The 25,203-nt window shown below is 40.0% G+C and carries 15 protein-coding genes, 1 tRNA gene and 3 pseudogenes; 14 read left to right on the forward strand and 5 right to left on the reverse strand.

From position 1 onward, the window contains the following. The coding region (locus EO92_RS09625; RefSeq protein WP_156165780.1) for a disaggregatase related repeat-containing protein at positions 1-2,097 on the reverse strand (2,097 nt) is incomplete at its 3' end. Between the two features lie 1,642 nt (positions 2,098-3,739). Here EO92_RS09625 and EO92_RS09630 point away from each other — a divergent pair. From EO92_RS09630 to EO92_RS09640, 3 genes are all read left to right on the forward strand, one after another. Then, positions 3,740-6,124, forward strand: a complete 2,385-nt coding sequence (locus tag EO92_RS09630; protein WP_048171204.1) for a glycosyltransferase family 4 protein — start codon at positions 3,740-3,742, stop codon at positions 6,122-6,124. An 11-nt stretch (positions 6,125-6,135) separates the two neighbouring features. Further along, on the forward strand, positions 6,136-7,143 hold the full coding sequence (locus EO92_RS09635) for a glycosidase (protein ID WP_048171205.1): 1,008 nt from the start codon (positions 6,136-6,138) through the stop codon (positions 7,141-7,143). A 71-nt stretch (positions 7,144-7,214) separates the two neighbouring features. Further along, positions 7,215-8,555 (forward strand): glycosyltransferase, encoded by a 1,341-nt coding sequence (locus EO92_RS09640; RefSeq protein ID WP_082108012.1) that lies wholly within the window; start codon positions 7,215-7,217, stop codon positions 8,553-8,555. 212 nt (positions 8,556-8,767) lie between these two features. Here the strand turns inward: EO92_RS09640 and EO92_RS09645 are convergent, their stop codons facing one another. Together EO92_RS09645 and EO92_RS09650 are read right to left on the reverse strand one after the other, a co-directional pair. Beyond that, a complete protein-coding gene (locus EO92_RS09645; RefSeq protein WP_048171209.1) occupies positions 8,768-9,112 on the reverse strand; it encodes a hypothetical protein in 345 nt (114 codons plus the stop codon). Between the two features lie 392 nt (positions 9,113-9,504). Further along, entirely contained in the window at positions 9,505-10,260 is a 756-nt protein-coding gene (locus tag EO92_RS09650) for an MBL fold metallo-hydrolase (protein ID WP_048171211.1), read from the reverse strand. Positions 10,261-10,498: 238 nt separating this feature from the next. Between EO92_RS09650 and EO92_RS09655 the strand changes: the two genes are divergently transcribed. Continuing rightward, positions 10,499-10,583, forward strand: a tRNA-Leu gene (locus EO92_RS09655). Here EO92_RS09655 and EO92_RS09660 read toward each other — a convergent pair. Further along, the gene (locus tag EO92_RS09660) at positions 10,584-11,411 is read right to left on the reverse strand and encodes a DUF429 domain-containing protein (protein ID WP_048171225.1); all 828 of its coding nucleotides are present in this window, start codon (positions 11,409-11,411) and stop codon (positions 10,584-10,586) included. 97 nt (positions 11,412-11,508) lie between these two features. Between EO92_RS09660 and EO92_RS09665 the strand changes: the two genes are divergently transcribed. The 10 genes and pseudogenes from EO92_RS09665 (at position 11,509) to EO92_RS09705 (ending at position 24,956) form a co-directional block, all read left to right on the forward strand. Beyond that, on the forward strand, positions 11,509-11,736 hold the full coding sequence (locus tag EO92_RS09665; RefSeq protein ID WP_048171212.1) for a hypothetical protein: 228 nt from the start codon (positions 11,509-11,511) through the stop codon (positions 11,734-11,736). Positions 11,737-11,843: 107 nt separating this feature from the next. Beyond that, positions 11,844-12,416: a DUF1788 domain-containing protein gene (locus EO92_RS09670; RefSeq protein WP_048171214.1), complete on the forward strand. Its 573-nt coding sequence runs from the start codon at positions 11,844-11,846 to the stop codon at positions 12,414-12,416. A gap of 212 nt (positions 12,417-12,628) precedes the next feature. Continuing rightward, positions 12,629-16,243, forward strand: a complete 3,615-nt coding sequence (gene brxC, locus EO92_RS09675) for a BREX system P-loop protein BrxC (RefSeq protein ID WP_048171216.1) — start codon at positions 12,629-12,631, stop codon at positions 16,241-16,243. A 19-nt stretch (positions 16,244-16,262) separates the two neighbouring features. Next, positions 16,263-19,784: a BREX-1 system adenine-specific DNA-methyltransferase PglX gene (gene pglX, locus EO92_RS09680; RefSeq protein ID WP_048171218.1), complete on the forward strand. Its 3,522-nt coding sequence runs from the start codon at positions 16,263-16,265 to the stop codon at positions 19,782-19,784. A gap of 39 nt (positions 19,785-19,823) precedes the next feature. Further along, a complete protein-coding gene (locus tag EO92_RS09685) occupies positions 19,824-20,339 on the forward strand; it encodes a hypothetical protein (protein ID WP_048171219.1) in 516 nt (171 codons plus the stop codon). Between the two features lie 73 nt (positions 20,340-20,412). After that, on the forward strand, positions 20,413-22,491 hold the full coding sequence (locus tag EO92_RS09690; RefSeq protein WP_082108016.1) for an ATP-dependent endonuclease: 2,079 nt from the start codon (positions 20,413-20,415) through the stop codon (positions 22,489-22,491). Further along, positions 22,484-24,394: a UvrD-helicase domain-containing protein gene (locus EO92_RS09695; RefSeq protein ID WP_048171221.1), complete on the forward strand. Its 1,911-nt coding sequence runs from the start codon at positions 22,484-22,486 to the stop codon at positions 24,392-24,394. Before EO92_RS09690 ends, EO92_RS09695 begins: the two co-directional genes overlap by 8 nt. Beyond that, positions 24,384-24,509: pseudogene (locus tag EO92_RS18955) on the forward strand (helix-turn-helix domain-containing protein); the annotation flags it as partial. The gene EO92_RS09695 and the pseudogene EO92_RS18955, both read left to right, overlap by 11 nt. Before the next feature lie 14 nt (positions 24,510-24,523). Beyond that, positions 24,524-24,685 carry a helix-turn-helix domain-containing protein gene (locus EO92_RS18960; RefSeq protein WP_369793141.1) on the forward strand — a complete coding sequence of 54 codons (162 nt, stop codon included), beginning with the start codon at positions 24,524-24,526 and terminating at the stop codon, positions 24,683-24,685. A 17-nt stretch (positions 24,686-24,702) separates the two neighbouring features. Further along, a pseudogene (locus EO92_RS09705) lies at positions 24,703-24,956 on the forward strand (ATP-binding protein). 81 nt (positions 24,957-25,037) lie between these two features. Here EO92_RS09705 and EO92_RS17745 read toward each other — a convergent pair. Continuing rightward, positions 25,038-25,203: pseudogene (locus EO92_RS17745) on the reverse strand (IS1634 family transposase); the annotation flags it as partial.

Raw genomic sequence — 25,203 nt, forward strand, 5'->3', positions numbered from 1 at the left:
TTCACTGGCTTTAAGGGTTATCGTAGCGTATGGAGTACTGCCCTGCAAGACACCATTTTTATCGTACCAGTCTCCTCCGGCATTATTCCATGCAACACCTTTGTCTTTTTTACTCCAGCTCACATAATCAGGATTCCATGAAGCAGCAGGTCTGTAAACTTCGATCACGGTATCCTCGGGTCTTAAGGTCCCTGAAGGATAATACCAGTAGAGAGAAAGGATTGCATTACCAACTTCCCCGGAAGTTTCGTACTCGCTAAGGTCAAACCGCATTACATCCCTGTACCTGAAACTATTCATTCCCCCGACGTCAATAAAGGATGAGCCCTGGTAGACTGTGTTAGGAGAAGCTTCCCGCAGGCGGTTATCGTAGACCTCTTCTGCTGCGGGCGAGGAGTTTTCCTGTTTGACAACGCTTATAGCTGCTGTAGCCGAATCCTTTAGTTTTCCATCGCTTACCTCAAAGGTTACGCTGTACGTCCCTTCCTGCCCGGCAGCCGGGGTCCAGCTGAAAAACCCTGACTTGCTGTCAAAAGTCGCACCTGAGGGAGTACCTGAAGCAGAGTATGCGAGGCTATCTCCGTCTGCATCCGAAGCGCTTACTGTAAAGGTAAGGCTTTTTCCAGCTTCAACAGTAACATCCGGGATGGAATTGATCACAGGAGCCTGATTATTATCTACTATTGGTGTGCCGGATTTGGAAGCATACTTTGTGTTCCCAAATGCCCCTATGTTAATCCTGCCTCCGTTGTCCTGTGGTTCTGCAGAATAGTCCGAAGAGCTGGATCCTGTATCGATGCAGGAGGAACTCGTGCTGTCAGTTACCCAGCCGTTTCCGTTCCATCTTCCTGCTTTTGATTTCAAATGGTAATCGTGTCTGTTTCTGTCAGCATACTGCGGGTCTGCCTTTATATCTGAAGATGAGGCCTGGACATTTTTGTATTCTCCACCTGCATTTCCGTAGAAACAGTTGTTCTGCAGGGCAAAAGAGTGCGTACCTTTAAGTTCGTTGTTCACAGCATACCCGCTTCCTCCGGCTGAAGAAGATCTGGAGTTTGTAATTATGTTGTTTCTTACAGTAAGAACAAAACCTGACCCGGACGGGGCTGGGGAATACACAGTTTTCTGGACAACGCCAGCTCCATAGGTCCCATCGATCACGTTATTTTCAATGAGTCCACCGAACCCGTTGGATAAGATTCCTCCGATTATACTGTTGCTGGTTTTAGTTCCGGTATCGTATATCTGGTTATGGTGGATGTGAACGTTTGCCGTTGAAGCTGAATAAGACCCTGATCCGAAAATCCAGATCCCTGCGAGAGCAGTTTTGTATATTACGTTGTTGTAGACCTCAATATCGTCCATTGAGGGAGTGTTATACTTCTGGATTTCAATTCCTGCCCCACCGGAACCTTCCGATGTAATAACATTATCGTGGAAGCTGGCTTTGTTTGTATTATAAAGCCTGAGGCCGCTGTTTGTCCTGCAGGTTATTATGTTGTTGTAGGCTTCCACATTTGAACAGCTGCTGGCATAGAGGCCGTCGTGCCCGAGCAGGTATATTTTGTTATTATAGAGTTTTACACTGGTGCATTTATCGGTTTTCAAACCGTCTCCGTGGTTATTGGTCAGATACATATTATACACATTTATGTTCTGACAGCTGCTGAGATGGATAAGGTTATAATACCCTTTTCCACTAACCACATTCGTATTCCCTTCCCGGTTTCCGTCGATTGTAAACCCGCGAATGGTAATGCCGCTGTTGCCTGTACTTCTTTCTTTAATCATTGGTTTCCAGACTGCCCAGTTAGCATTGCTGACAAGCTTTATTTTTGCACTGGAATCGCCCTCAAGGATAGTATTGCTGCCTATCAGGAGGGTCTCGTCAATAACGTAGGTAAAGGGTCCCTTGAGATGAACAGTTGTATATGCAGAGTTTTCTGCCACGAACTTAAGAGCCTGATTTATCTGGATATGGTCATCTTTTCCATCACAATTAAAGTCTCCGCTGCCGTCTCCTGCAACATAAACAACCGGTGCTGAACTCATGCATAAAGCTGCGGGAATGCCTGACAGGACAAGGCAGCTTGTCATAAAGAGTATTACTAATTTTTGATTCAACAGAGCTATCACCTGTAATACTATTTAATAAAATTTTAATTTAATTAAAATAAAAATTTATTCTGTATGATTCCAATTTATTCTGTATGATTCCAAATTTGTTAATAATTTGAATTCTGGCTCGGTGCCCATTATGATTGTACTTTTCACGTATGGGGGAGATAAGGCCGGATCTGGCAGACAGTATCCACTATCACAGTTTTGAGATTCCAGAAATAATCCTTAAAATGTATCGGGATCAAAGGCTATCTCATCAGGTTAATGAACAGTGAAGATAGCACATGAGCTTCCATTTTCAGGATTTTATCCCTCACTTGAATAGATTCCCCCGGTACCAAACAGTACAAATAAATTTAATTCAGTATACAAAATTAATTTGATATGTTATATTGTACTTTACATGTTATATTATAAAAATATTCGCGATACATGTTAAAATATTTTAGGCTGTTTGAGAAAAGAGATAATGTGAAAGCAGGATAAAACAAAAATCATTATCTATTGGGATATTTGACTTCGAATCCTAGAGATGAATTATTTTTTAAAATGCCCTGGAATTTTATGAAAAAAGGATTTTTTGTAGATTATGCTCTAACAATTTTGAATTCATTCGTATAACTTAGAAGATGCTTAAAAAGCTTTATTTTCCGGTTTCGTTTTTACCGCGCTTTCAGCAGGTCACATATTATCAATTATTTACTCTGAAATGCCTGGTTTTCATATTTACGGTTGCGCCCGGATCTACTTTGGATTAATTCTCCGGAACAAAATACAGATCTCACTCCAGAATTTTATACATTATAATAGCTTTTATTTTATTATTTTGCGAAAAATATCACGGTGGGATCAATTAAGGTAAAAATCGACATGGTTAAAAGTGATTCACATTCAAAATTCATAAGTTGAAAACCAGAAAAAATAATCATACTGTATACAGTAGCAGCAGAAAACAGAAATATAGTTTAAGATTGCTATGCGACCTTATTTCTCCCATAATTTTTTGTTTAAAAGATATTTATCGGGCCATTTATAAATATAATATATTACAAAAGTTGTATTGTTTTTTTCAGTTAACTAGTTCAATTATATTTATAAATAATATTAAATATCATTGAATACAATTGTTATATCTAATCAATATTTTGTTACTTATTTAGCTAAATTTTTGCAAAGTATGTGAGCGGGCGGGGGCCATAAATTTATCGCTCTTTATCAGTAAATTGAGCAGTTGATAATCAGGATTCTCGAAACAAAACGACGTGTTTTCTATTAATAACTATATATTTTTCAACAAGTTGCGGATTTTGCGATAAAAATATATATATAATATATGTTTAGTCCGATACGGCAATAACTTTGTGGACATATAGTCTTCACATCGATACAGAAGCTGTTCACATCGATATAGAAGCTGATATGTATTGATCTGAAAACACAGCAGAGAAATGAAGTATAATTGAAAAACTGGGGAGTACGACTTAATTAAGCGTTACTGAGTGGGGAGCATGCTTAATTAAGTGCTTAAAGTTCTGTTAGTGGGAATTTATGCTTACTTAAGTGCTTTTTCTGTTAGCGGGAGTACAACCCTGATTACTATAAGTTAGGGGGAAAATAGTTGAATAAGCAATTGAAAGTTTTGTTTATAGGAACTTATGTTCCGAAAGAATGTGGGATTGCTACATTTACTTTTGATCTTTTGAATTCAGTATCCAGGGTGCATGACGACATACATTGTGAGGTCATTGCCCTTAATGACCCTTCCGAAACCTACAATTATCCTGAAGAGGTCGTTTTTCAAATAGAGAGGGACAAACTCGAAGATTACTACCGAGCTGCAGATTTTATAAATCGGTCCGATGCAGATATCGTATGTCTTCAACACGAATTCGGCCTTTTTTGGGGAAACGCAGGCGATTATATTTTCGCTCTTCTTTCAGGAATAAACAAGCCTGTGATTACTACAATGCATACAGTTATCCGGGAACCGGAACCGGAATACCGTATATCCACAGAAAAACTCATAAGATATTCGGAAAAGCTGGTTGTGATGAGCCAGACTGCAGTCGAGATGTTAAAAGATGTTTATAAGGTACCGGATGAAAAAATCGAGATCATTTTTCACGGCTTACCTGACTATCCGTTTAACAATTGCAGCAAGTATAAACAGATGCTAAATCTGAAGGGGGCTCCCCTTATCCTTACCTTTGGCCTGCTGAGCCAGAATAAAGGCATCGAAAATATGCTCGAAGCTCTCCCGGATGTTGTAAGCCGGTATCCTGACCTTGTTTACCTTATTCTGGGTGCCACCCATCCAGTGATCAAAAAACATTATGGAGAGACATATCGAAAGTATCTTATGAACCGGGTTTCCGAACTCGGGCTTGAGAATAACGTAATGTTTCACGATAAATTTGTCGAGAAAGAAGAGCTCTGCAATTATATCCTTGCCAGTGACATTTACGCATCTCCATATCTTTCCAGAGAACAAATAGTAAGCGGCGCTCTGACCTATGCCATAGGTATGGGAAAAGCAATAGTATCCACTCCTTACTGGTACGCCCAGGAAATGCTGTCCGATAATCGCGGGCTGCTCGTAGATTTCGGAGACACTGCCGGCTTTAAAAACTCGCTTTTATACTTAATAGAAAATCCGGACGAGTGTGAGAATATGCGCATAAAGGCATACGGTTTTGGCAGGAAAATGACCTGGAAAAACATAGGTAAAGAATACAATACTGTTTTTTCCAGGGTTTTAAAGCACTACAATCCCTATCCAAAAGTACAAAACAGATTTAATTTCCTTCCAGATCAGCTTCCGGAAATAAAACTCGACCACCTCAAACTGCTGACTGATGACGTGGGCATTATCCAGCATACCAATCTGGGTGTGCCGGCCCGACATTACGGATACAGTACCGATGATGTGGGCAGAGGACTCGTTGCACTGACACAGCTTACCGATAGCCAGGAAAAAGCCGAGGAACTCCGGAAATTGATTACCACATACATGAGCTTTCTTGAACATGCCCAGACCGGTACAGGGCACTTCCATAACTTTATGAGCTATAGAAGAGAGTTTCTGGATGAAGAAGGCAGTGAAGACACTCTCGGACGCGCGATCTACGGGCTTGGGCATGTGATAAGCTGCCCTTACCTGTCAAAAAACACACGTACACTTGCACACACGCTTGTAAGTAAATCTAAAATGCAGATGGAAAAACTGAGTTATCCGAGGGCAAAAGCCTACACAATGTGCGGGCTGTATGAAATGCTCAGGGCAGGCGTGGATGCGGACTCTTTTGAATCCATATTTAACTCCCGCAGGGATGCTGTAAGGGCCGTAGACTCCCTTATAGACAAAGATACCGTTGAATCCATATTTACCAGCCACGCAGACTCTCTGGTCGACCTGTATGAAGCTAACGGGAAAGAAGACTGGAACTGGTTTGAACCCACAGTTACCTACAGCAATGCAAAACTGAGTGAAGCCCTTATACTGGCGTATAACTATACCAAAGACCGAACTTACAGAAGAGTTGGGCTTGCCACCCTGGACTTCCTTACTGAGGTCCAGTGGAAAGGCGACTTTTTCGATATTGTTGGAAATCAGGGCTGGTACTCCTGTGATGGAGAAAAACCGATTTTTGACCAGCAACCCATCGAAGCAGGCTACCTGACTCAGGCTTATATTTCGGCTTATGAAACTGTCCGTGAGAGAAAATACCTGGATCTTGCAAGATACTCTTTTGAATATTTCCTGGGCAGAAACCGCCTTCGAACTCCTATGTATGACTATTCAACAGGTGCGATCTGCGACGGGCTCAACTGCGACGGGATGAACTGCAACCAGGGCGCAGAATCCGTAATCTGCTTCCTCATGGCTTTAAGTTCCTTAAATAAACACGCAGGTGAAGCTTACAGTGCTCTATCCCAGCCCACAGTAAGTGAAGAAATCCTGCCGAAGAAAAAGAGCCTGTTATCAGCAAATAAGGTAGAGTGAGAAGTGACAGCATGATCTGGAAGGACCACGGAGAACTGTTTGTAAGGCATAAAAAAAATCCCATCCTCACTGTTGAAGACTGGCCTTACCAGGCTAATTCGGTGTTTAACCCTGCAGCCGCTATAGTTGATGGTAAAACTCTATTACTGGTGCGTGTTGAAGACCACAGGGGCTTTTCTCACTTTACAGTAGCCAGGAGTAATAACGGGATAGATGGCTGGGAAATTGATGCTGAACCAACCTTTACTCCGGACGCTATAAACTACCCTGAAGAGATATACGGCATTGAAGACCCGCGTATAACTTATATTGATGAGATGGGAAAATGGGCTGTAGCATATACTGCTTTTTCGGATTCCGGCCCCTTAACATCACTTGCCTTTACAGAGGATTTCCGCAATTTTGAGCGGATAGGAGCTACCCTGCCTCCTGAAAATAAAGATTCTGCCATGTTTCCTGTAAGGTTTAACGGCAGGTGGGCAATGTTACACAGACCGGTCTCTTCAATGAGCGGCGCGAAGGCAAATATCTGGATTTCCTTTTCCCCGGATATGAGATACTGGGGGGATCATCAGGTCCTTCTGTATGCCAGGGAAGGAGGGTGGTGGGATGCCCGTAAGATAGGTTTATCTCCACAGCCAATTCGTACATACGACGGCTGGTTAATTATGTACCACGGAGTCCGCCCAACAACGTCAAAAACAAGTTACCGGCTTGGGCTGGCTCTTCTTGACCTTGAAGACCCGAGAAAAGTCCTTCACAGGTCAGAAGGATGGGTTTTCGGACCCCGTGAACTCTATGAGCGCAGTGGAGATGTAAATGATGTTGTTTTTCCCTGTGGATGGGTTTTAAATGACGATCAAATCCGTATTTATTATGGAAGTGCGGATACTTCTGTATCCATGGCAAGCGCAAAACTCAGTGACGTCCTTGAGTATATTCATGAGTGCCCCGAAGAGCAGTGCCCTGCAGAGTTTTGCAGGGCTTTTGAAGGGCACAGGCATATCATTCAAGAATAAAATGGAGAAAAGGGGCTTAAATATCTGAATTAAATATCTAAAGTACTGGGGGGACTTTTATTAGAATTGCTATGTTATCTCCGATTGCCTGGAGCACGCCGCCTAAAAAGTACGGCCCGTGGGAGGCAATGGTATCCTTATTAACTGAGGGACTGGTAAAACGGGGTATTGACGTTACGCTGTTTGCAACAGCTGACTCGCACACAGCAGGCAAACTTCATTCGGTGTGCCCGAGGCCGTACGAAGAAGATAAAGATGTGATTATAAAGGTATACGAGAGCCTTCATATATCAGAGGTTTTTGAAAGGGCAAATGAATTTGATATAATTCATAACCATTTTGATTACCTGCCTCTGACTTACAGTGGGCTTGTAGACACGCCTGTTGTAACAACTATCCACGGCTTTTCTTCACGGAAAATTCTGCCGGTCTATAAAAAATATAACGACAGCACTTTTTATGTATCCATAAGTGATGCCTACAGGTGCAATGAACTGGACTATATAGCAACGGTCCGGCACGGAATAGATATCGAGAGTTTTCCTTTTAATGCCAATCCGGAGGACTATCTTCTTTTTATATCGCGTATTCACAGGGATAAAGGCGCAAAAGAAGCAATACAGGTTGCAAAAAAGGCCGGAATGAAATTGAGAATGGCTGGCTTTATTGCAGACTCTGAATATTTCAAGAATGAAGTTGAGCCCCATATAGACAACGAGCAGATAATTTACGAGGGGCATGTATCCCAGGAACGCAAAAAAGAGCTGCTCTCAAATGCCCGTGCTCTTCTGCATATGATCAATTATGAGGAGGCTTTCGGGCTCGGTGTTGTCGAAGCCCTTACCTGCGGGACGCCCGTAATTGCGATAAACAGAGGGGCAATGCCTGAACTGATCCTGGACGAAGAGACCGGGTTCCTCGTAAACAATGCAGACGAAGCCGTAGAGGCTGTTCAAAAGGTTAACTCCATATCACGCAGGAAATGCCGGGAAAGCGTGGAAAAACGCTTCTCTGTTGACCGGATGGTAGAGGACTATATCAGGGTATATGAGACAATTCTGGAAAAGTGCAAACGTGAGGCAAAAAGGCCCTGGGGCTTCTATGAGGTGCTTACAGAGAAACCGGGGTATAAGGTCAAACGCCTTACGGTTCTGCCCCAGGAAGAGATCTCACTTCAGCGCCATTTCCATAAAAGTGAGCACTGGTATGTAATCAGCGGCGAAGGGCTTGTAACTAAAAACGGTGACCAGATCAGGGTTCTTGCAGGAAACTCGGTTGACCTGCCGGTAAACGACGTGCACCGCGTTAGAAACACAGGCAATCAGAACCTGACATTCATTGAGATTGCACAGGGGGATTACCTTGGAGAGGACGATATCGAAAGGCTCGAAGATAAATACGGAAGAGCATAAGAAGGCTTATCCGTATTTTACTGGTTAATCCCGGGTAAACCGAGATACTATTTACTACTATTTACTATTCAGAAGCTGCCTGATAACTGCATAGAGCAGGCAAATAGTACTTGTCTGATAGTACTTGTCTGAAGCCCTTGGATCCGGAGTACCAGAGCCTTTTCAGTTAATTCCTGATCCGTCTTCTTTATCATCTTTTCAATCAGTCTTTTTCAGACAGGACATTCGGAATCGTCATATGATTTTCGGACCTGAGATGCAACCTCTTCACCCAGCCTTTCTGATACATTTTCGACAAACAGGATAATGTAATTAAAAGGCACGCAGCCCAGGCTTTCTTCTCCGGATAAAATGAGCCTGACAAGGTATTCAAGATCAGACATGGACAGCAGCTTGATCCTCCTCAGAAAATCGGCTGCATCTTTTGAGTAGTGGTTTGCCAGAGGCGGGAGAATGGAACGATAATGTACTCCTGAGCCGGAACAGAGGAGCGCCTCACATTCCGGGGCAACGGTTTTCAGAATGCCAATATCAAGTTCGGAAAGTATTCTTGCCATGATAATCACCGGGGGTAAAATGTAATTCTGGTCTTTCAGAGCTTTTCACAAACAAAATTCCAGTAAGGTAAATTCCAATAAGGTAAATTCCAATAAGGTAAATTCCAATAAGGTAAATTCTATTAAGGTAAATTCCAGTAAGTAAATTCCAGTAAGTAAAATCCATTAAGGTAAATCCTTTATTAAGCCTCAAATTCTTGAAACAGGTGGAAAAACCGGAGAGTTAAAGTCTCTGTATTTCTCCGGATTCCACAAAATTTATGATTATAATCAGATTTCAAATATTTATAGTTCAAATTTTCATAGATATAATTTTCATAGTTATAATTTTCATAGTTATAATTTTCATAGTTATAATTTTCATAGCTCTAATTATTACAATTTAAATTCCTTTATATTTCAAGTTTCATCAGGTCTTCTGCAAGGATCACCTCTCCATCAACATAGTCCTTGAGGCGGTGTATTGCTTCTTTTCCATGCCCTTTCATTTCGGGATAGAAGTGTGTGAGGCAGATACTTCCGATCTCTTTGTTGTAGTCTTCAAGCATTTCAGCCAGCGTGCTCGGAGTTGTGTGGTTTGTTACTTTTGTGCCGGGAGGAAAGGAGCATTCGTGTATCAGGAGGTCGGATTCAACTGCCAGGTCCATTATATTCCGGCAGGGCTCGGTATCCCCTGAGTAAACAAATTCTCCGTCTTCTGCAGTCACGCGGTATGCCAGAGTCGGAACACTGTGGGAAGCAGTTGCGCAGGTAATCTCGCAGTCAAAACCCTCAGGCGTAAACTCCTTTCCGGGAGAGATCTCTACAACATCCACGTCCACTCCATCCAGAATATACTCATATGCCCCAAGCACCTTCGAGAACCAGTCCTCGGTCCCGTCAGGTCCGTATACTCGCATTTCGGTTTTTCCTCTGAGCCAGTTTGCTTTAATGAGGGGGAGCAAATCAGCTACATGGTCAAGGTGAAGGTGTGAGAGAAATACGGTATCCACTTCTGTATGTGGGACTCCTGCATCGGGAAATCTGCTTAAAACGCCGCTTCCACAGTCAATAAGCAGAGGTTTGTCCTCAAGCCTGACAAGTATGCCGGACTGTACCCGACCCTTTTCAGGGATCGCAACTCCAGTACCAAGAAATGTAATCTCCATGAAGTAGAGAATAAACTTTAAATAATTTAACTTTATTTAGTGCATGTTCGCATAAGGAAATTTTTGCGGCTCAAAACCAGCCTGCTTTTATTCAAGCGCAAAGGTTGTTCAGCCAGTCCAAAGGTGTCAAACTTAATAAACTATTTACAGGACTGAACAAAATCCGAGGAAAAGAGCTAAAAGCAAAAAGGCTATTTAAAGGTAGGACAGGCAAAAATAAACAGTTACTCTTCAATTTGCGAGGGTTGCCCAGCTAGGTCAAAGGCGCCGGACTTAAGATCCGGTATCGAAGGATTTCGTGGGTTCGAATCCCACCCCTCGCACTAAATCTTTTTTATATATTTTCTTATGATTTGAAGGTTCGGCTTGATTTTCATGGTTTCGGTTTCCGCATTTTGAAGCCTACAGCAAACCGTTGTATAAACCATCTGCATGGGCAGATCCCTAGAATCTCGTCCAGGATTTTGTGGGGCAGATTTTAAACCTTTTTCAAAGGACAATTTTGCTGTTAAAGAGGCAACAAGAGCATCAAGTATGTCATCTCTCGCTACATCTTTTCTATTATATTTGTCAAGAGAATTTTGCACGATCCTATCTGTCAAATTGCAGATTTCTTGCAGTATCTTTTTTCTTTCTATGAATCCCTCATTTTTCTTTTTTGAATATTCCATTGGCTTTCCAGCAAAAGCCCAGAAGCAGATTTCAGGATGAATTTCCTTTATATTCTCTTGCGCGGAATGAGTGGATACGAGAAAATCATCCACCTCTCTAATTTTTGGAACTATTCCCCATGACTGTTTTGTAAGGCGAATGCCGGTAACTTCTTCATTGATGTCGCAGGCGCTTTCATAGCTTTCGGCATGTAGGGCTTCTCTACAGGGAGGGGTAAAAACACTGGGATGCCTTTTTGGAGCGAGTAACTTTCGAGCTTCGGCGTCGCAAGGTCTTCTTTTGTAACTAGAAGAACGATCGATTAAACCGATAGGAATGTCCAAACATATGTGAACATCGGTATGGCCGCCACAGAAATAGTTCCAAAGATCAGATATTTCTGAAAACACAAAAGTATCAAAATCCCCCGCTTCTGTTAGTGCAATTGCAAACCAACCTGCTCTGCATCCATCTACACCAACACATACTTTTTTATCCATAAGTAGAGTTTGCAATTCACACATATAGAACTTTTTGGAAGGGGTTTTGAATGGAATTACTTATAGTTATTCAGGTATAGTTACCAAGCCTCTTCAGATGTCAGCAAAGATAGAATTGATGGCTTATCAACAGAAAGGCATTGAAAGAGTTTTTGTTTTTACCGGTGGAGACGCTTCCTGTTCTGAATGCCAGAAACTTTCCGGCAGAGTGTACACAATTGATGAGGCTCTGAGAGAAAAGCCCATTCCCTGCAAGGCATGCAGTCATCAGTTGCATGAGGGCAGGGAGGGTTGGTGCATGTGCCGATATATGCCTCAGCATTGAACTATTAATTTATTGAGACCATTAGATGCAGAGAGCTTAAAAATAAATAACAATTTACTGATTGAAAATAATAACCGCTTTATACATAGTGCCTGTATTCTAAGATCATGAAACTTGAAGAGCGTCTGGAACTCTTTAAAGAAAAGATAAAAACAACAGATTTTCTGGACTGCAAGGGATTGGGAAACGAGATCCCATACTGGATTTTTGATTACGAACCGGAGAAAGAGCTCCTTGTAAGGGATACAATTGAAAAGATGATCCCAAGCTTTGAGAGCAAACACTCGATTAAGATAGTTGAGATTAATCTGTACAATTTATGCCTCAAAATCCTGAATCAGAAGCTTACTGATGAAAAAATAATTCAGTTTGAAAAGAAAAAGGGCTCAGATGCCTTGCTTGAGAATATCAGATTAATTCTGAATCAAGAGGCTACAAAAAAAGAGATTGCCGAGATACTTAAAGTTGATTACGACCTGATTTTTCTGACAGGAGTGGGAAATGCATGGCCAATGACCAGAGCTCATTCCGTCCTTAATAATCTTCATTCCGTTACAGGCAAAAAGCCTCTTGTGATGTTTTATCCTGGAAAATTCAGCGGGCTTGACCTGAGATTATTTGGCGAATTTAAAAGCAAGAACTACTACAGAGCTTTCCGCTTGATGCCAGAGGCAATGTAATTTAAGAAATTTGCTCAGGATTATTTAGAGGGGAAGTTTTAAGCTTTCAGGCCACACTCTTAATTATCTTAACTTTAATACATATTGGAATTAAATTAACATTGGAATTAAATTCATATTGGAAATCCTATTCAGACTGAAATCCTATTCAGACTGAAATTCAATTCAGACTGAAATCCTATTCAGACTTATATCTACTCAGAGTGCTTAACATGACTGCCACAGAAATAAAAATAGAAGATTTATTTGAAAAAGATATCCGAAGGGATATCAATGGGGTAATAAAGGTTGATCAGGAAGACGAAAGGAGCGTCTATACCGAACTTGATGAGTATGTGGTGACAGGCGAGTCTCTAAAGCATTTTGATACATTCTTCAGGAACTATACTGCGACACTGGAAGAACCCACAGATAAAATAGGAGTCTGGATCTCAGGGTTCTTCGGTTCGGGGAAATCACATTTCCTCAAAATCCTGTCATATTTACTGGAAAATAGAGCAGTTCAGGGGAAGACAGCACTCGAGTTTTTCAGGGAAAAAATAACAGACCCCGCGATTTTTGCCAATATTGAGAAAGCCGTTACTACAGGCACTAAAGATGTTATTCTTTTTAATATTGATTCCAAAGCAAACACTGCAAACAAGGGCGACGAGCAGATTGTAAACATCTTCATGAGGGCTTTCAATGATAGGCGCGGGTATATGGGAGACGTTTTCTGGATCGCAGAACTTGAAGAACAGCTTGAGGAAAAAGGACTCTATGAGCCTTTCAAAACCGAGTTTGAGCGTATAAACGGAGAGCCCTGGGAAGAAAGAAGAGTAGCCTACGGTTTTGAGCAGGATGATATTATAGAAGCCCTTGCAACCTGCGGTTCGATGAGCAGGGAGGCTGCTTCAAGGCTGTTTGAAAGCGATGGGGCCAGCTATACTTTCAGCGTTGAGAAATTTGCAAATAAGCTCGATAAGTACTGCAAATCGAAAGGAAAAGCCCATCAGGTAATTTTCCTTGTGGATGAAATAGGACAGTATATCGGAGAAAATAGCGAGCTGATGCTCAACCTCCAGACCATTGTAGAAGATTTGGGGACCAGGCTTCAGGGAAAAGCCTGGGTTGCAGTGACTTCACAGGCTGATATTGATACTGTTACAAAGGAACACGTAAAAGGCAATGATTTTTCCAAGATCCAGGGACGCTTTAACACCCGATTGGGACTTACCAGCGCCAATGTGGACGAGGTCATCAAGAAAAGGATCCTGCATAAGAAAGAGGAATACAGGGAAGTCCTTGCTTCATACTATGCTGAAAAACAGACAATACTCAAGAACCTGCTTGCGTTTTCAAACCGGGCTGAAATAAAGGTCTACAGGAATGAAGAGGACTTTGTAAACGTATATCCTTTTGTCCCCTACCAGTTCAATCTTGCGCAGAAGGTCTTTGAAAAAATAAGAGAAACCGGGTTTACCGGGAAGCACCTGGCAAAAGGAGAAAGGTCGCTCCTTGGTGCTTTTAAGGAGTCGACAGTGAACTACGGGGAGGAGAATGTGGGGCTGCTGATTCCTTTCCATGCTTTTTATGAGACTATTGCAGGTTTCCTTGACCCGATTATTGCAAAGACGATCTCTCACGCCCGGAAAAATGAGTTCCTTAATGAAAAAGACTGTGAACTTCTGGAAATCCTGTTTATGATCAGGAATATTAAGGAAATTGAGCCAAACCTCGATAACCTGATAGTGCTCTCCATCTCCTCGGTTGACGAAGATAAGATTAAACTGAAACAGAGAATCATTGAATCCCTGCGAAGACTTGAAGACCAGACCCTGATAAACAAGTCCGAGGACAGGTATTATTTCCTGACAAATGAGGAGCAAGATATCAATAGAGAGATCAAAGGGATAGATATTGAAGAGCATCAGATCCTTGAAGAAATCCATGGGATGCTCTACGAGCAAAAACAGGGAATTTGTCCGGCTTCCCATAAGGATTACAAATTTAACAAAGCGATTGATGACAGGGTAAAGACTGTTTTAGGTGCAGACCTTACGATCAAGTTCCTTACTCCTCTTTCAGACCAGTATAATAGTAATAGTAAAAAAGGCAACCAGCAGTCCCTGAGCGGTGACAGTTTAAGCAATATCGATTCAGCGGACACCCTGCTTTTCGTACTTCCGGAAGACGAATTAATCGATCAGATCAGGTCCTACCTGAGAATAGAGAAATACCTCAAGCAGAACTCTTCAAACCGGAACAATGTGGAAATCCAGAACATCCTGTCCACAAAACAGCAGAATGCCGTAAGCGCAAGAGCAAACGCAGCAGAGCTTATCCTGAAAGGAGTCTCGGATTCAAGGGTATTTGTTGATAACAAGGAAGTAACACCTGGAAAATCCAATCCGAAAGAGCGCATAAAGGAAGGGCTTGACCTCCTTATAGATAACGTCTACAACAAAGCCGGATATGCCACAAAGGATTACGAAACCGAGAGTGATGTGCTCAAAGTCCTGCGTTCGGACGATCTTGAGAAGTTCGGGGTTACAGGCAGCGATACAAACAAGCTGGCTTTAAAAGAGGTGCTTGACTACATCCAGATGAAGTACGGGAGAAGCGGCAGGGTTCTTTTAAGCGACTTAAAGGACCGTTTCACGAAAAAGCCCTACGGCTGGAAAGACATGACGATTTCAGGGCTTGTGGCTATTCTTTACCTCAGAGAAGAGATTAAACTCCGCTACCAGTCCGAATACCTGTTCAATGCTGCAGATGCTACGGCAAAGCACCTGACAAGAAGAGATGATGCTGACAAACTGGTCATAGAAATCAGGGAAAAGACCGGGGAAGAAGACCTTAAAGCTGTCAGACTGGTCCTCAACAACCTTTTTGAAAAAATAAATCTGAAAGAAAAAGAGGGGGAGCTTTACGAAGAGGTAAAGAGCATATTCAGAGAAGAGCTTTCAGGCCTGCAAAAAATCGAAGGCAGGTACGAGGAAGAAAAGAGCTTCCCGGGCAGAACCCAGATAGAAGCCTATAGAATATTCCTGAAGGAACTGACAGAAAACTCTGACCCCTCAGCCTTTTTTAGAGCCGTAGCCTCCCGAAAAGCCGAGTTTGAAGAGCTTCACGCCGATGCAGAGCCTGTGAAAAACTTCTTTGATGGTTCCCAGGTTGATATCTTCCGGAGGCTTGCCCGAAAGTACAAAGCTTACTGCAGAAACACCCAGTTCCTCGGGGAAGAAACAAAAGCAGCCATCGAGGAAGTTAATGCAATCCTGAGCCTGGAAAAGCCTTACTCCCAGGTCCGCCAGCTTCCCATGCTGGAGAAGAAGATAGAAGTTTCAATTCAGGAGGCCCTTTCTGCCCAGAAAAAAGAGATAAGAGAAAACCTTGATGAGGTTACAAAAGAACTTGGGAAGGACCTTTCAGACGAGAAGTTTTCAGACGATTTCAGGGAATCGGTGCTTCGGCTCTTCAATGTGATCGAAGGGACCACGGAAGATGCTGAGGACTGCGCTCTTGTCCAGAGCCAGCTCCCTATGATAAACTCTCTCCGGGTAGAGGCTTACAGGCAGATAGATACAGAGAGGCAGATTATCCGGGAAAGGCCACCGGAAATACACTATGGGGATGACAGTACCGATCCAGAAAAGCCAGAAGTAGGGCATGAAATAGAAACTGTATCACCTCCAGCTCCACAAAAAAATACAAAAGTAATAAACGAAATCTCATTTTTCCAGTCTGGAAAAATGCTGGAAAACGAGGAAGATATCGAGGAATATATTACACAGCTCAGAGAGAAGCTGTTGAAAATCCTCGAAGAAAAGAACATAAGGGTATAAGAAAGGAGCTGGATGAAAAATGGACAAATCAAAAGTTATCGAATTCTCGAACAAAGTTAGGGATAAGTTAAACGCAGAAGTCGAAAGCCAGGTAGCTCGCTACGGAATTTCCTCCAAAGAAATCCACGCCGTAGAAGAGCACGGAGATTCTGTCGTTATCAACGGCAAAGTCTTCAATGCCCATATCAAACAGCAGCGTTCCCAGCTTGTAAAACAGATCAAGGAAAAAGGCTACGGACAGGTCATGGAAGAAGTGACCTATACCTGGTTCAACCGCCTTGTAGCCCTCAAGTTCATGGAGATGAACGGCTGCCTCCCGGACCAGATCAAAGTCTTCACTTCAACTGACCCGAATAAATCCGAACCCGACCTTCTCACAAACGCCCTGAAACTTGATTTCCTGAACCTTGACCGGAACCTTGTCCTCGATTTCAAAGCCGAAAACAAAGATGAAGAGCTCTACAAATACCTGATTCTCAAGCTCTGCAATTACCTGAACAAAATAATGCCCTTCCTCTTTGAGGAAATCGAAGACTATACCGAACTCCTTTTCCCTGACAAGCTTCTCCACACAGGTTCTGTCCTGAATGACCTGAATTCAATTATTCCTGAAGAAGACTGGCAGGAAGTTGAAATCATAGGCTGGATTTATCAGGACTATATTGCTCCAAAGAAGGACAAAATCTTTGCAGACCTGAAGAAGAATATCAAAATCAGTAAGGAAAATATCCCGGCTGCAACCCAACTTTTCACACCCAAATGGATTGTCAAATATTTGGTAGAAAACTCTCTTGGTAGCCTCTGGCTTACGTCAAACCCTGATCCTGTCCTTCAATCCAAATTCAAATACTTCATTGAACAGGAAGTCGCAGCTCCTGAAAAACCAATTTACAACCCTGAAGAAATCAAAGTTCTCGACCCAGCAATGGGTTCAGGTCACATTCTTGTATATGCCTTTGAGATTCTGTATGAAATTTACAGGTCAGTTGGTTATTTGGATTCGGAGATTGCGCCTCTTATCCTTAATAAAAATCTATATGGACTTGAAATTGATGACAGAGCCTCTCAACTTGCAGGATTCGCTGTGATGATGAAGGCAAGGGGATATGATAAGGATCTGTTTTTTAAGAATATTGATTTAAATTTATGTTCCCTACAGGAGACGAATAATGTCAATTATCTGGATAGTATAAAGTATCCTGAAATGAGTAGGCTATTTGAACTATTTGTTGATGCGAAAGAATATGGTTCTATATTAAAATTGCCTGTACTTGATTTAGAGATAATAGAGAAAGAACTTGAGAAATTTAAGAAAGAACCGACTCTGCAGTCTTTTGTAGAATTGGCAAATCCAGATAAAATAGTCAAACAATCAAGAATTATGACGAAAAAATATGATTGTGTAATTACAAATCCACCCTACATGAGTGCTGGGGGAATGAATGAAAAACTATCTAGATTTGTGAAAAAAGAATACAATGATTCGAAAAGTGATTTGTTTGCAGTATTCTTGGAAAAATGTCTTTCTTACACTATAGAAAAAGGATATTGCTCCTTAATCACACAACAGGTTTGGATGTTCTTATCTTCTTACGAAAGTCTAAGAGAAAAGATGCTGGCAAAATATTTTATCTCTAATTTAATTCAAATAGGATACAATAGCTTCCCCTCTATGAACTCATGTGTTGTTCAAGCTTGTGCATTTACTATAAAAAAAAGCTATGATTCAGAATTATTTGGCAGCTATATAAATTTAAACAATGTGCCACAATCAGCTGATAAAGAGCAAATATTTATTAATAAGCTCCAGGAAAAAGAAATATTCAAGGCAAATTCAAGAGACTTTTTACATATAATCCCAGGCTCGCCGATTGCATATTGGGTAAGTAATAGGATGCTGAAAATCTTTGAAGAATCCCGAAAATTAGAGACATTCTCGAAGCCAAAGCAAGGGGCTACAACGTCTGATAATGATCGATTTTTGCGTTTTTGGCATGAGGTACAACGTACTAGGATGGGAACAGGGTATTCATCTTTAGAAAACGCCAAATTAAGCAGTTTAAAATGGTTTCCTTATAATAAGGGTGGCAATTTTAGAAGATGGTATGGTAACCAAGAGTATGTTATTAACTATCTCAATGATGGGGAAGATATTAAGGCATTTCACGAAGAACTTAACAAACTTAGACCTGGAGGTCGACTTAAGAATCAAAATTGTTACTTCAAATCATCTGTGAGCTGGTCAAAAGTATCAAGTGGAAAGTTTGCTGTACGTTATTTCCCAGAGGGTTTTATTTTTGATGTTGCTGGTTCAGCTATATTTTTTAATAATCAAGAAGACATAATCCTATTCACTGGGATCTTGAACACTAACTTTATAAATTTTGTACTGAAAATACTATCTCCAACTTTAAATTATGAAGCTGAACATCTTTGCAAACTGCCTATCCTTGATTCACTAAAAAACTATAAGAGATCTATTTCCTCAACTGTTAAAAAGCTTGTTGATATATCCAAATCTGACTGGGATTCTTATGAAATCTCCTGGGACTTCACTATCTTCCCACTTCTGCAACCAGAATTCCGTCAGCCAACTCTCAGCGAAACCTACACCAAACTCCGCGCCCACTGGAAAGAAATGACTCTCGAAATGCAGCGGCTGGAGGAAGAGAATAACCGCATTTTCATTGAAGCCTACGGCTTGCAGGACGAAATGACGCCGGATGTACCGCTTTCTGAAATCACGCTGACCTGCAATCCTTATTATCGCTACGCTAACAATAAAACCGAAGAAGAACTAGAAGCTCTGTTGCTGACCGATACCATAAGAGAATTAATTTCTTACGCGGTAGGCTGCATGTTCGGGCGATACTCGCCGAAAAAAGAAGGGCTGATCCTTGCAAATCAGGGAGAAAAGCTGGCTGATTTTAAAGAAAAAGTTCCCGGAGCTTCTTTCCTGCCGGATGAAGATAATATCATCCCGATCCTTGATGACGAATATTACACGGATGATATCGTAAACCGGTTCAAAGAATTCTTGAAACTTACATTTGGGACGGAGACACTTTCCGAAAACCTTGACTTTATTGCAGGGGCGCTCTCAAAGAAAGGGGAAGCTTCTGAGAAGGTTATCCGGAACTATTTCCTGAAGGATTTCTACAGCGATCACCTGAAAATGTATAAGAAAAGACCTATTTACTGGCTCTTTACTTCCTCCGAAAAAGGAAAAGTGTTCAATGCGCTCGTTTACATGCACAGGTACGATAAGACTACCCTGGCAAAGATGAGGATCGATTATCTGCTGGACTTTGAGTCGAAGCTGGATGCTCAGAGGCCGCTTCTTGAAAAAGAGATTTCCGGGAGTAAGGAGAATAGGGGAAAAGCCGAGGCTGAGTTGGTGAAGCTGAGGAAGAAGATCGATGAGCTCATAAAATACGATGAACTGCTTCAGCATAAAGCGGATCAGATGATTGAGATTGATCTGGATGATGGGGTCAAAGTTAATTATGAGAAGTTTGAAGGGTTGGTGGGGAAAATCTGAAATTCACTATCATTTTTGAGTTTTAGATGGGAGAAAACTATGGAAAGCAATGAATCAAATGACGGTGGAATCACAAAAGAAGTAGTAGAAACTAAGAATAATCAGAAAATTGTTAAAAAACCAAGTTACGAAGAGTTGCTGCAAAAAAATGAAGAGTTACTTGAAAAACTCGGGAAGTTTGAAAACGTTTGCAATACTCTTGAAAAGAAAAACCTTGAACTCCAACTATATTCTGACCAATCCTTTGTATCATTTTTGAAAAAAGCAATCGATAAACCTGAAAGTACAGATTTTTTAAAAGAAACTGTAAACAGCATTAGAGACTATTTCGATTCTTCAACAAAGTATAAGAAGGAATTACGCGAAAAACATGCGTCTCATGCTCTTTGGAAAACAATTATAATGACTTCATTTTTCGTAGTAATTCTTCTTGCAACGGTTTTTCTAACTTATGTAGGGAAGTTAGATAGCAGTTTGACCTTTTTGCTTGGAACATTTACAGGTCACTACATTACTTATGTTTCTAAGCGTGATTCAAATAATGAAGATAGATAAATGTACTTTCCCTACTTTTTTGTATATTAAAAGCTTCTGAAAATATGATTTTGGAAATGTAAACGTAAAAATAATGGAAATAGTAAGGGGATTTAAAATGTACCTTTCTGAGTTAAAAATATCGAATTTTCGTAAATTTGGTGAAGGGGAAAATGGCAATTCAGGTTTACATATAAAGTTTAACTCTGGATTGAATCTATTGGTTGGAGAAAATGACTCAGGAAAAACTGCCATCATAGATGCTATAAAAATGGTTCTTTTTACTCAGAGCTACGAGTATTACAGACTGGAAGATGAAGATTTCTATATCCATCCCAATGCATCTGAGGAAGAAAGAGCGAAGGAATTAAGAATTGAATGTATATTTAGAGGATTCCAACCTTCAGAAGCCAAAAATTTTTTGGAATGGATTGGTATTGAAAGTGACTCAGAAGGTACTCCCAATTATTATTTAAGAGTTTTTTTGATAGGCAGAAGAGAAAATGGGAGAATATATCGAGATTTAAAAGCAGGATCTGACGAACAAGGAACTTCTTTAGATGGAAAAGCTCGCGATTTGTTAAGGATTGTTTACTTAAGACCGTTAAGAGATGCTGAGTTTGAGTTAAGCCCGAGAAGAAACTCAAGGTTATCTCAAATTCTCTATTCTCATGGTGATTTTGCTGACAAGGAAAAACATCCAATAATAGAAGTTATAAAAAAGGCCAATGGAGAAATTGAGTCTTTTTTTGAAGAGAAAAAGGATCCTGAATCAGAAGGGAGTGAGGAAGGAACTGAATCCGAAAAAGGTAAGGAAATCGAATCTGGACAAAAGGGCGAAACGGAATCCAAAGAAAATGGGACAAAAATAGTCACTCACATAAATGACTATTTAAGAAACTTTTCAAGTAAAAATAATCAACTTAAATCCAGCATTTCAATTGCAGATATGAACTTAAAATCAATATTAGAACAATTGAGCTTGAATTTATCCATCAATAAAGCTGGATTAGGTTCTGATAATCTTTTATTTATTGCTTCTGAACTTTTGCTATTAAAAAGAGAAAAATATACGGGCTTGAAATTAACACTGATTGAAGAAATTGAAGCACATTTACATCCCCAGGCCCAATTGAGACTGATAGAGTATTTGCAGCAAGAAAGTAAAACCCAAGAATCCGATGAAAAAGTTCAATTAATTCTTACAACTCATAGCCCAAACCTTGCTTCAAAAGTCAACTTGGAAAACCTGATCATCTGTAAAAATGGTAAGGTTTTCAATATGGGACACGAAAACACCAAGCTTGAAAAAGGTGATTATCTATTTTTGGAACGTTTCTTAGATGTCACAAAAGCAAACCTGTTTTTCGCTGAAGGGGTAATTCTTGTAGAGGGAGACGCAGAGAATCTATTGATTCCCACAATTGCTAAAATTATCGGATTACCTCTTTCAAAACATGGTGTTTCTATCATAAATGTGGGAAGTACTGCATTTTTGAGATATTCGAGGATATTTCAGAGATCAAACCCTGAAGAATTCATTGACACATATGTTGCTGTTATAACTGATTGTGATTCTAGACCCGATTATTACTACACCTCCGAAAATAAAAATAAAAAAAGCGATAAAGAGCAAACTGACGAAGAACTAGATGAAGAGGAACAAGATGAAGAAGAACAAACTGAACTTGATTATTTACAAAGAGTTGAAAAAGCAATAAAAGAAAAAAAAGCTCATTACAATGGGCTTCCGGTAAAGGCATTTGTTTCTAAAGATTGGACTTTAGAATATGCTATTGCATTAAGTGATCTCAAAACCGAGTTTTACAGAGCTGTATTACAAGGCGGAAAAATTAAGAACAGTAATGTCCTCACTTTAACAGAAGACAAGAAGATACAAGTAAATAAGAAAGTAAACTCAGATATTAACAAATGGAATGAGAGAAAGTGGGATAATGGAAGAATAGCTTTTGAGATTTACAATAACACTCAACTCAAAGGAAAAATCTCGAAAGCTATTGTTGCTCAATGCTTTGCCGAAATATTAAATGAATATCCCGATCAAAAAGAACTTCAAGATAAATTAATAACTGACCCTAATTTCGAATATATCATTGATGCTATAATTTATGCCACTTCTGGAAAGTTAAAAAAGGGGGCATCCGATGATTGAAATCTCGGAGATGGATATTGAGTATGCTGAGAAAATTTTTTTACCAGAAGGTTGCTCCTTTGATCTCGAAAGAAGAGATGTCATAAAATGCATGGAATCTAAAAATATCCAAGCATGCCCTGGAAGTGGAAAAACAACTGCATTATTAGCAAAGTTGGCAATCTTGGTCCAAAGGATGCCCTTCGAAGATAACAAAGGAATATGTGTTTTGACTCATACGAATGTAGCAATCAATGAGATTAAGGGAAAATTGGGTAGAAAAGGGGACATCTTATTCTCTTATCCGAATTATTTCGGGACAATTCAATCATTTGTTGATAGATATTTGGCCATTCCGGCTTGCATTTGTTATTATAATACAAGACCTTCTAAAATTGATTCAGATTCTTATGATTTTGAAATTATAAAAAGATATCAAAAACTTCCAAGAAGTGGAGGTTTAAGAGGGTGGATGTACAATAGATTTAAACAAAGGCCGGGTTTTGAGTTAGAGTATTTGAAAGGTATAAGATTTGATTTTATAAGTGAATGTTTCTTTGACATTAAAGGAAATAAGTTGAATATAGGTAAAGCTAGTTCTTCATATCAACAATTATTTGAAATAAAAATGAGTGTGTTGAAAGAAGGAATCTTACATTACGAAGATGCATATTCTTTGGCATTTAAATATTTAAACGATTTTAGCATAGTGCTAAAAAAAGCATTTTCAGAGAGATTTACTTTTGTTTTTATCGATGAGATGCAGGATACAGACTCAAATCAAAATTCAATTCTGGAACAAATATTTGATGCCTCGAATGTAATTATACAGAAATTTGGTGATAGAAACCAAGCGATATACGATGGTTTTTTAGAAGAACAGGACACATTGGAAATCGATGATTGCTTATGTATCAATGGGAGTAAAAGATTTTCAAGTTCAATTGCTAAAATCACCCAAAAACTTTGTGTACATGAACAAAATATTGTTGGTGATTCATCAGTTCAAGATATACAACCAAAATTTTTGGTTTTTGATGACGACACAATAGACTCAGTACTTCCTTTTTTTGTAAAAATAATAAAAGAACACAATTTATATGATGAACATAGCGATTTTAAGGCTATTGGGTGGATAGGGAAAGAGAATGAAAATAAAATTACTCTGTCATCATACTACATAAATTATCAAAATAGATCTCGTCGCCGTAAAATAGAGTTAAATTTTTTGAATGATTATTTGCAAAAAGTAGATGATAATACAATAAAAATTGAGGGTGCTGGTTATTACCGGCAATTAATGATAAATGCCCTCTTAAAAGTATTAAAACTTCTCGAAGTAAAGGATCCAAATAATTCTCACCAATTCACTGAAAGGACATTAATTCAATACTTAGAAAATAAGGATACGAATTTTGAGGACATGTTTAACTCAAAAGCAGCAGATTGGTGCTTGAAAATTCATGTTGGAGAAGATGTTTCAGAGCCATTTAAATACTTTATATTAAATGATTTTTGTCGATACTTTGAGGACGTAGATATTAGAAAGCTCAATAACTTTTTAATAAATAGCAATACTGAAAGAAGGGAACAACTTCCAGAATTTAATATATATAACGAATTTGATATTAACATTAAAGTTGCTACAGTTCATAGTGTTAAGGGGGAAACACATACAGCTACTCTCTACCTTGAAACATGGTATAAAAATAGTACGGATATTAAAAGAATTATAAACTATTTAATAAGCAAGAAAAAAAAGATAAAACCTATTTTAGAGACGTCTCTAAAAGTGGCTTATGTGGGCATGACAAGACCAACTTGTTTATTGTGCGTTGCTGCACACAAAGACACTATTTCTGGCAATGAAAGGTACTTACAAGAGGCTGGTTGGGAAATAAGGGAAGTTAAAAATGAAAATTAAAGATTTAATCAACTCCGGCGAATCCGAAACCCTTGAATTCAAGGAGAAATTCGATGACATAACCGTAGAATCAGCTGTAGCTTTTGCCAACGCAAAAGGCGGCATGATCCTTTTAGGGGTTAATGGTGCTTGCCAGAAGGAGGAGAAATTACTCACTCAATTGCTGAACTGCTCTCCAGGCCAGAAGGTAAAACGCTGGAGTTCAAGCGTGACCTGTCCTCTCCTAGAAATATACTTAAAACACTGGTGGCTTTTTCCAATACCGCAGGGACGTCTGGAGCATTCCTTTAACGATCCTGCGGGAAGCCGTGGTCAATGCTGTTGTCCACGCTGACTACTCCCAGAAAGGAGCACCCATCCGGATTTCTTTTTTTGATGACCGTATTGAAATAGAAAACCCTGGCATCCTGCTTCCGGGTTAACGGTAGAAGATATACTTCAGGGGGTTTCCAAATTACGCAACCGCGTTATAGCCCGTGTTTTCCGGGAACTTGACCTTATCGAGCAATGGGGCAGCGGTGTTAGCCGCATGTTCAAACCTCAGTTTGACAGTACCCACTAATTGGTACTGAATATTTCCTTTCTTTTTTGGTCCGACTGGACTTGACAGGTTCTATTAATTTATAAAAATTTATTATATATTCTATGTAATCCCACTCTTTTTTGCTACAATCAAGCTATTGATCTGGTCAAAATTCGCAAAAATATAATTTTTGACCCCATTTTTCTTGAAGTTGATTGTAAGTGTCAAATTCTTCAAGCTTTTTTTGATGAATTTCGTAGACCTGTGTTTAATGTCCTCAAATTCA

The sequence above is a fragment of the Methanosarcina sp. 2.H.A.1B.4 genome (assembly GCF_000979385.1).
In the GTDB taxonomy this organism is placed as follows: domain Archaea; phylum Halobacteriota; class Methanosarcinia; order Methanosarcinales; family Methanosarcinaceae; genus Methanosarcina.

What these genes read in the sequence shown, in the direction of transcription:
- EO92_RS09635 (WP_048171205.1), top strand. Translation starts at nt 6,136, where the DNA reads ATGATCTGGAAGGACCACGGAGAACTGTTTGTAAGGCATAAAAAAAAT.
- EO92_RS09640 (WP_082108012.1), top strand. Translation starts at nt 7,215, where the DNA reads ATGTTATCTCCGATTGCCTGGAGCACGCCGCCTAAAAAGTACGGCCCG.
- EO92_RS09645 (WP_048171209.1), bottom strand. Translation starts at nt 9,112, where the DNA reads ATGGCAAGAATACTTTCCGAACTTGATATTGGCATTCTGAAAACCGTT.
- EO92_RS09650 (WP_048171211.1), bottom strand. Translation starts at nt 10,260, where the DNA reads ATGGAGATTACATTTCTTGGTACTGGAGTTGCGATCCCTGAAAAGGGT.
- EO92_RS09660 (WP_048171225.1), bottom strand. Translation starts at nt 11,411, where the DNA reads ATGGATAAAAAAGTATGTGTTGGTGTAGATGGATGCAGAGCAGGTTGG.
- EO92_RS09665 (WP_048171212.1), top strand. Translation starts at nt 11,509, where the DNA reads ATGTCAGCAAAGATAGAATTGATGGCTTATCAACAGAAAGGCATTGAA.
- EO92_RS09670 (WP_048171214.1), top strand. Translation starts at nt 11,844, where the DNA reads ATGAAACTTGAAGAGCGTCTGGAACTCTTTAAAGAAAAGATAAAAACA.
- brxC (WP_048171216.1), top strand. Translation starts at nt 12,629, where the DNA reads ATGACTGCCACAGAAATAAAAATAGAAGATTTATTTGAAAAAGATATC.
- pglX (WP_048171218.1), top strand. Translation starts at nt 16,263, where the DNA reads ATGGACAAATCAAAAGTTATCGAATTCTCGAACAAAGTTAGGGATAAG.
- EO92_RS09685 (WP_048171219.1), top strand. Translation starts at nt 19,824, where the DNA reads ATGGAAAGCAATGAATCAAATGACGGTGGAATCACAAAAGAAGTAGTA.
- EO92_RS09690 (WP_082108016.1), top strand. Translation starts at nt 20,413, where the DNA reads ATGGAAATAGTAAGGGGATTTAAAATGTACCTTTCTGAGTTAAAAATA.
- EO92_RS09695 (WP_048171221.1), top strand. Translation starts at nt 22,484, where the DNA reads ATGATTGAAATCTCGGAGATGGATATTGAGTATGCTGAGAAAATTTTT.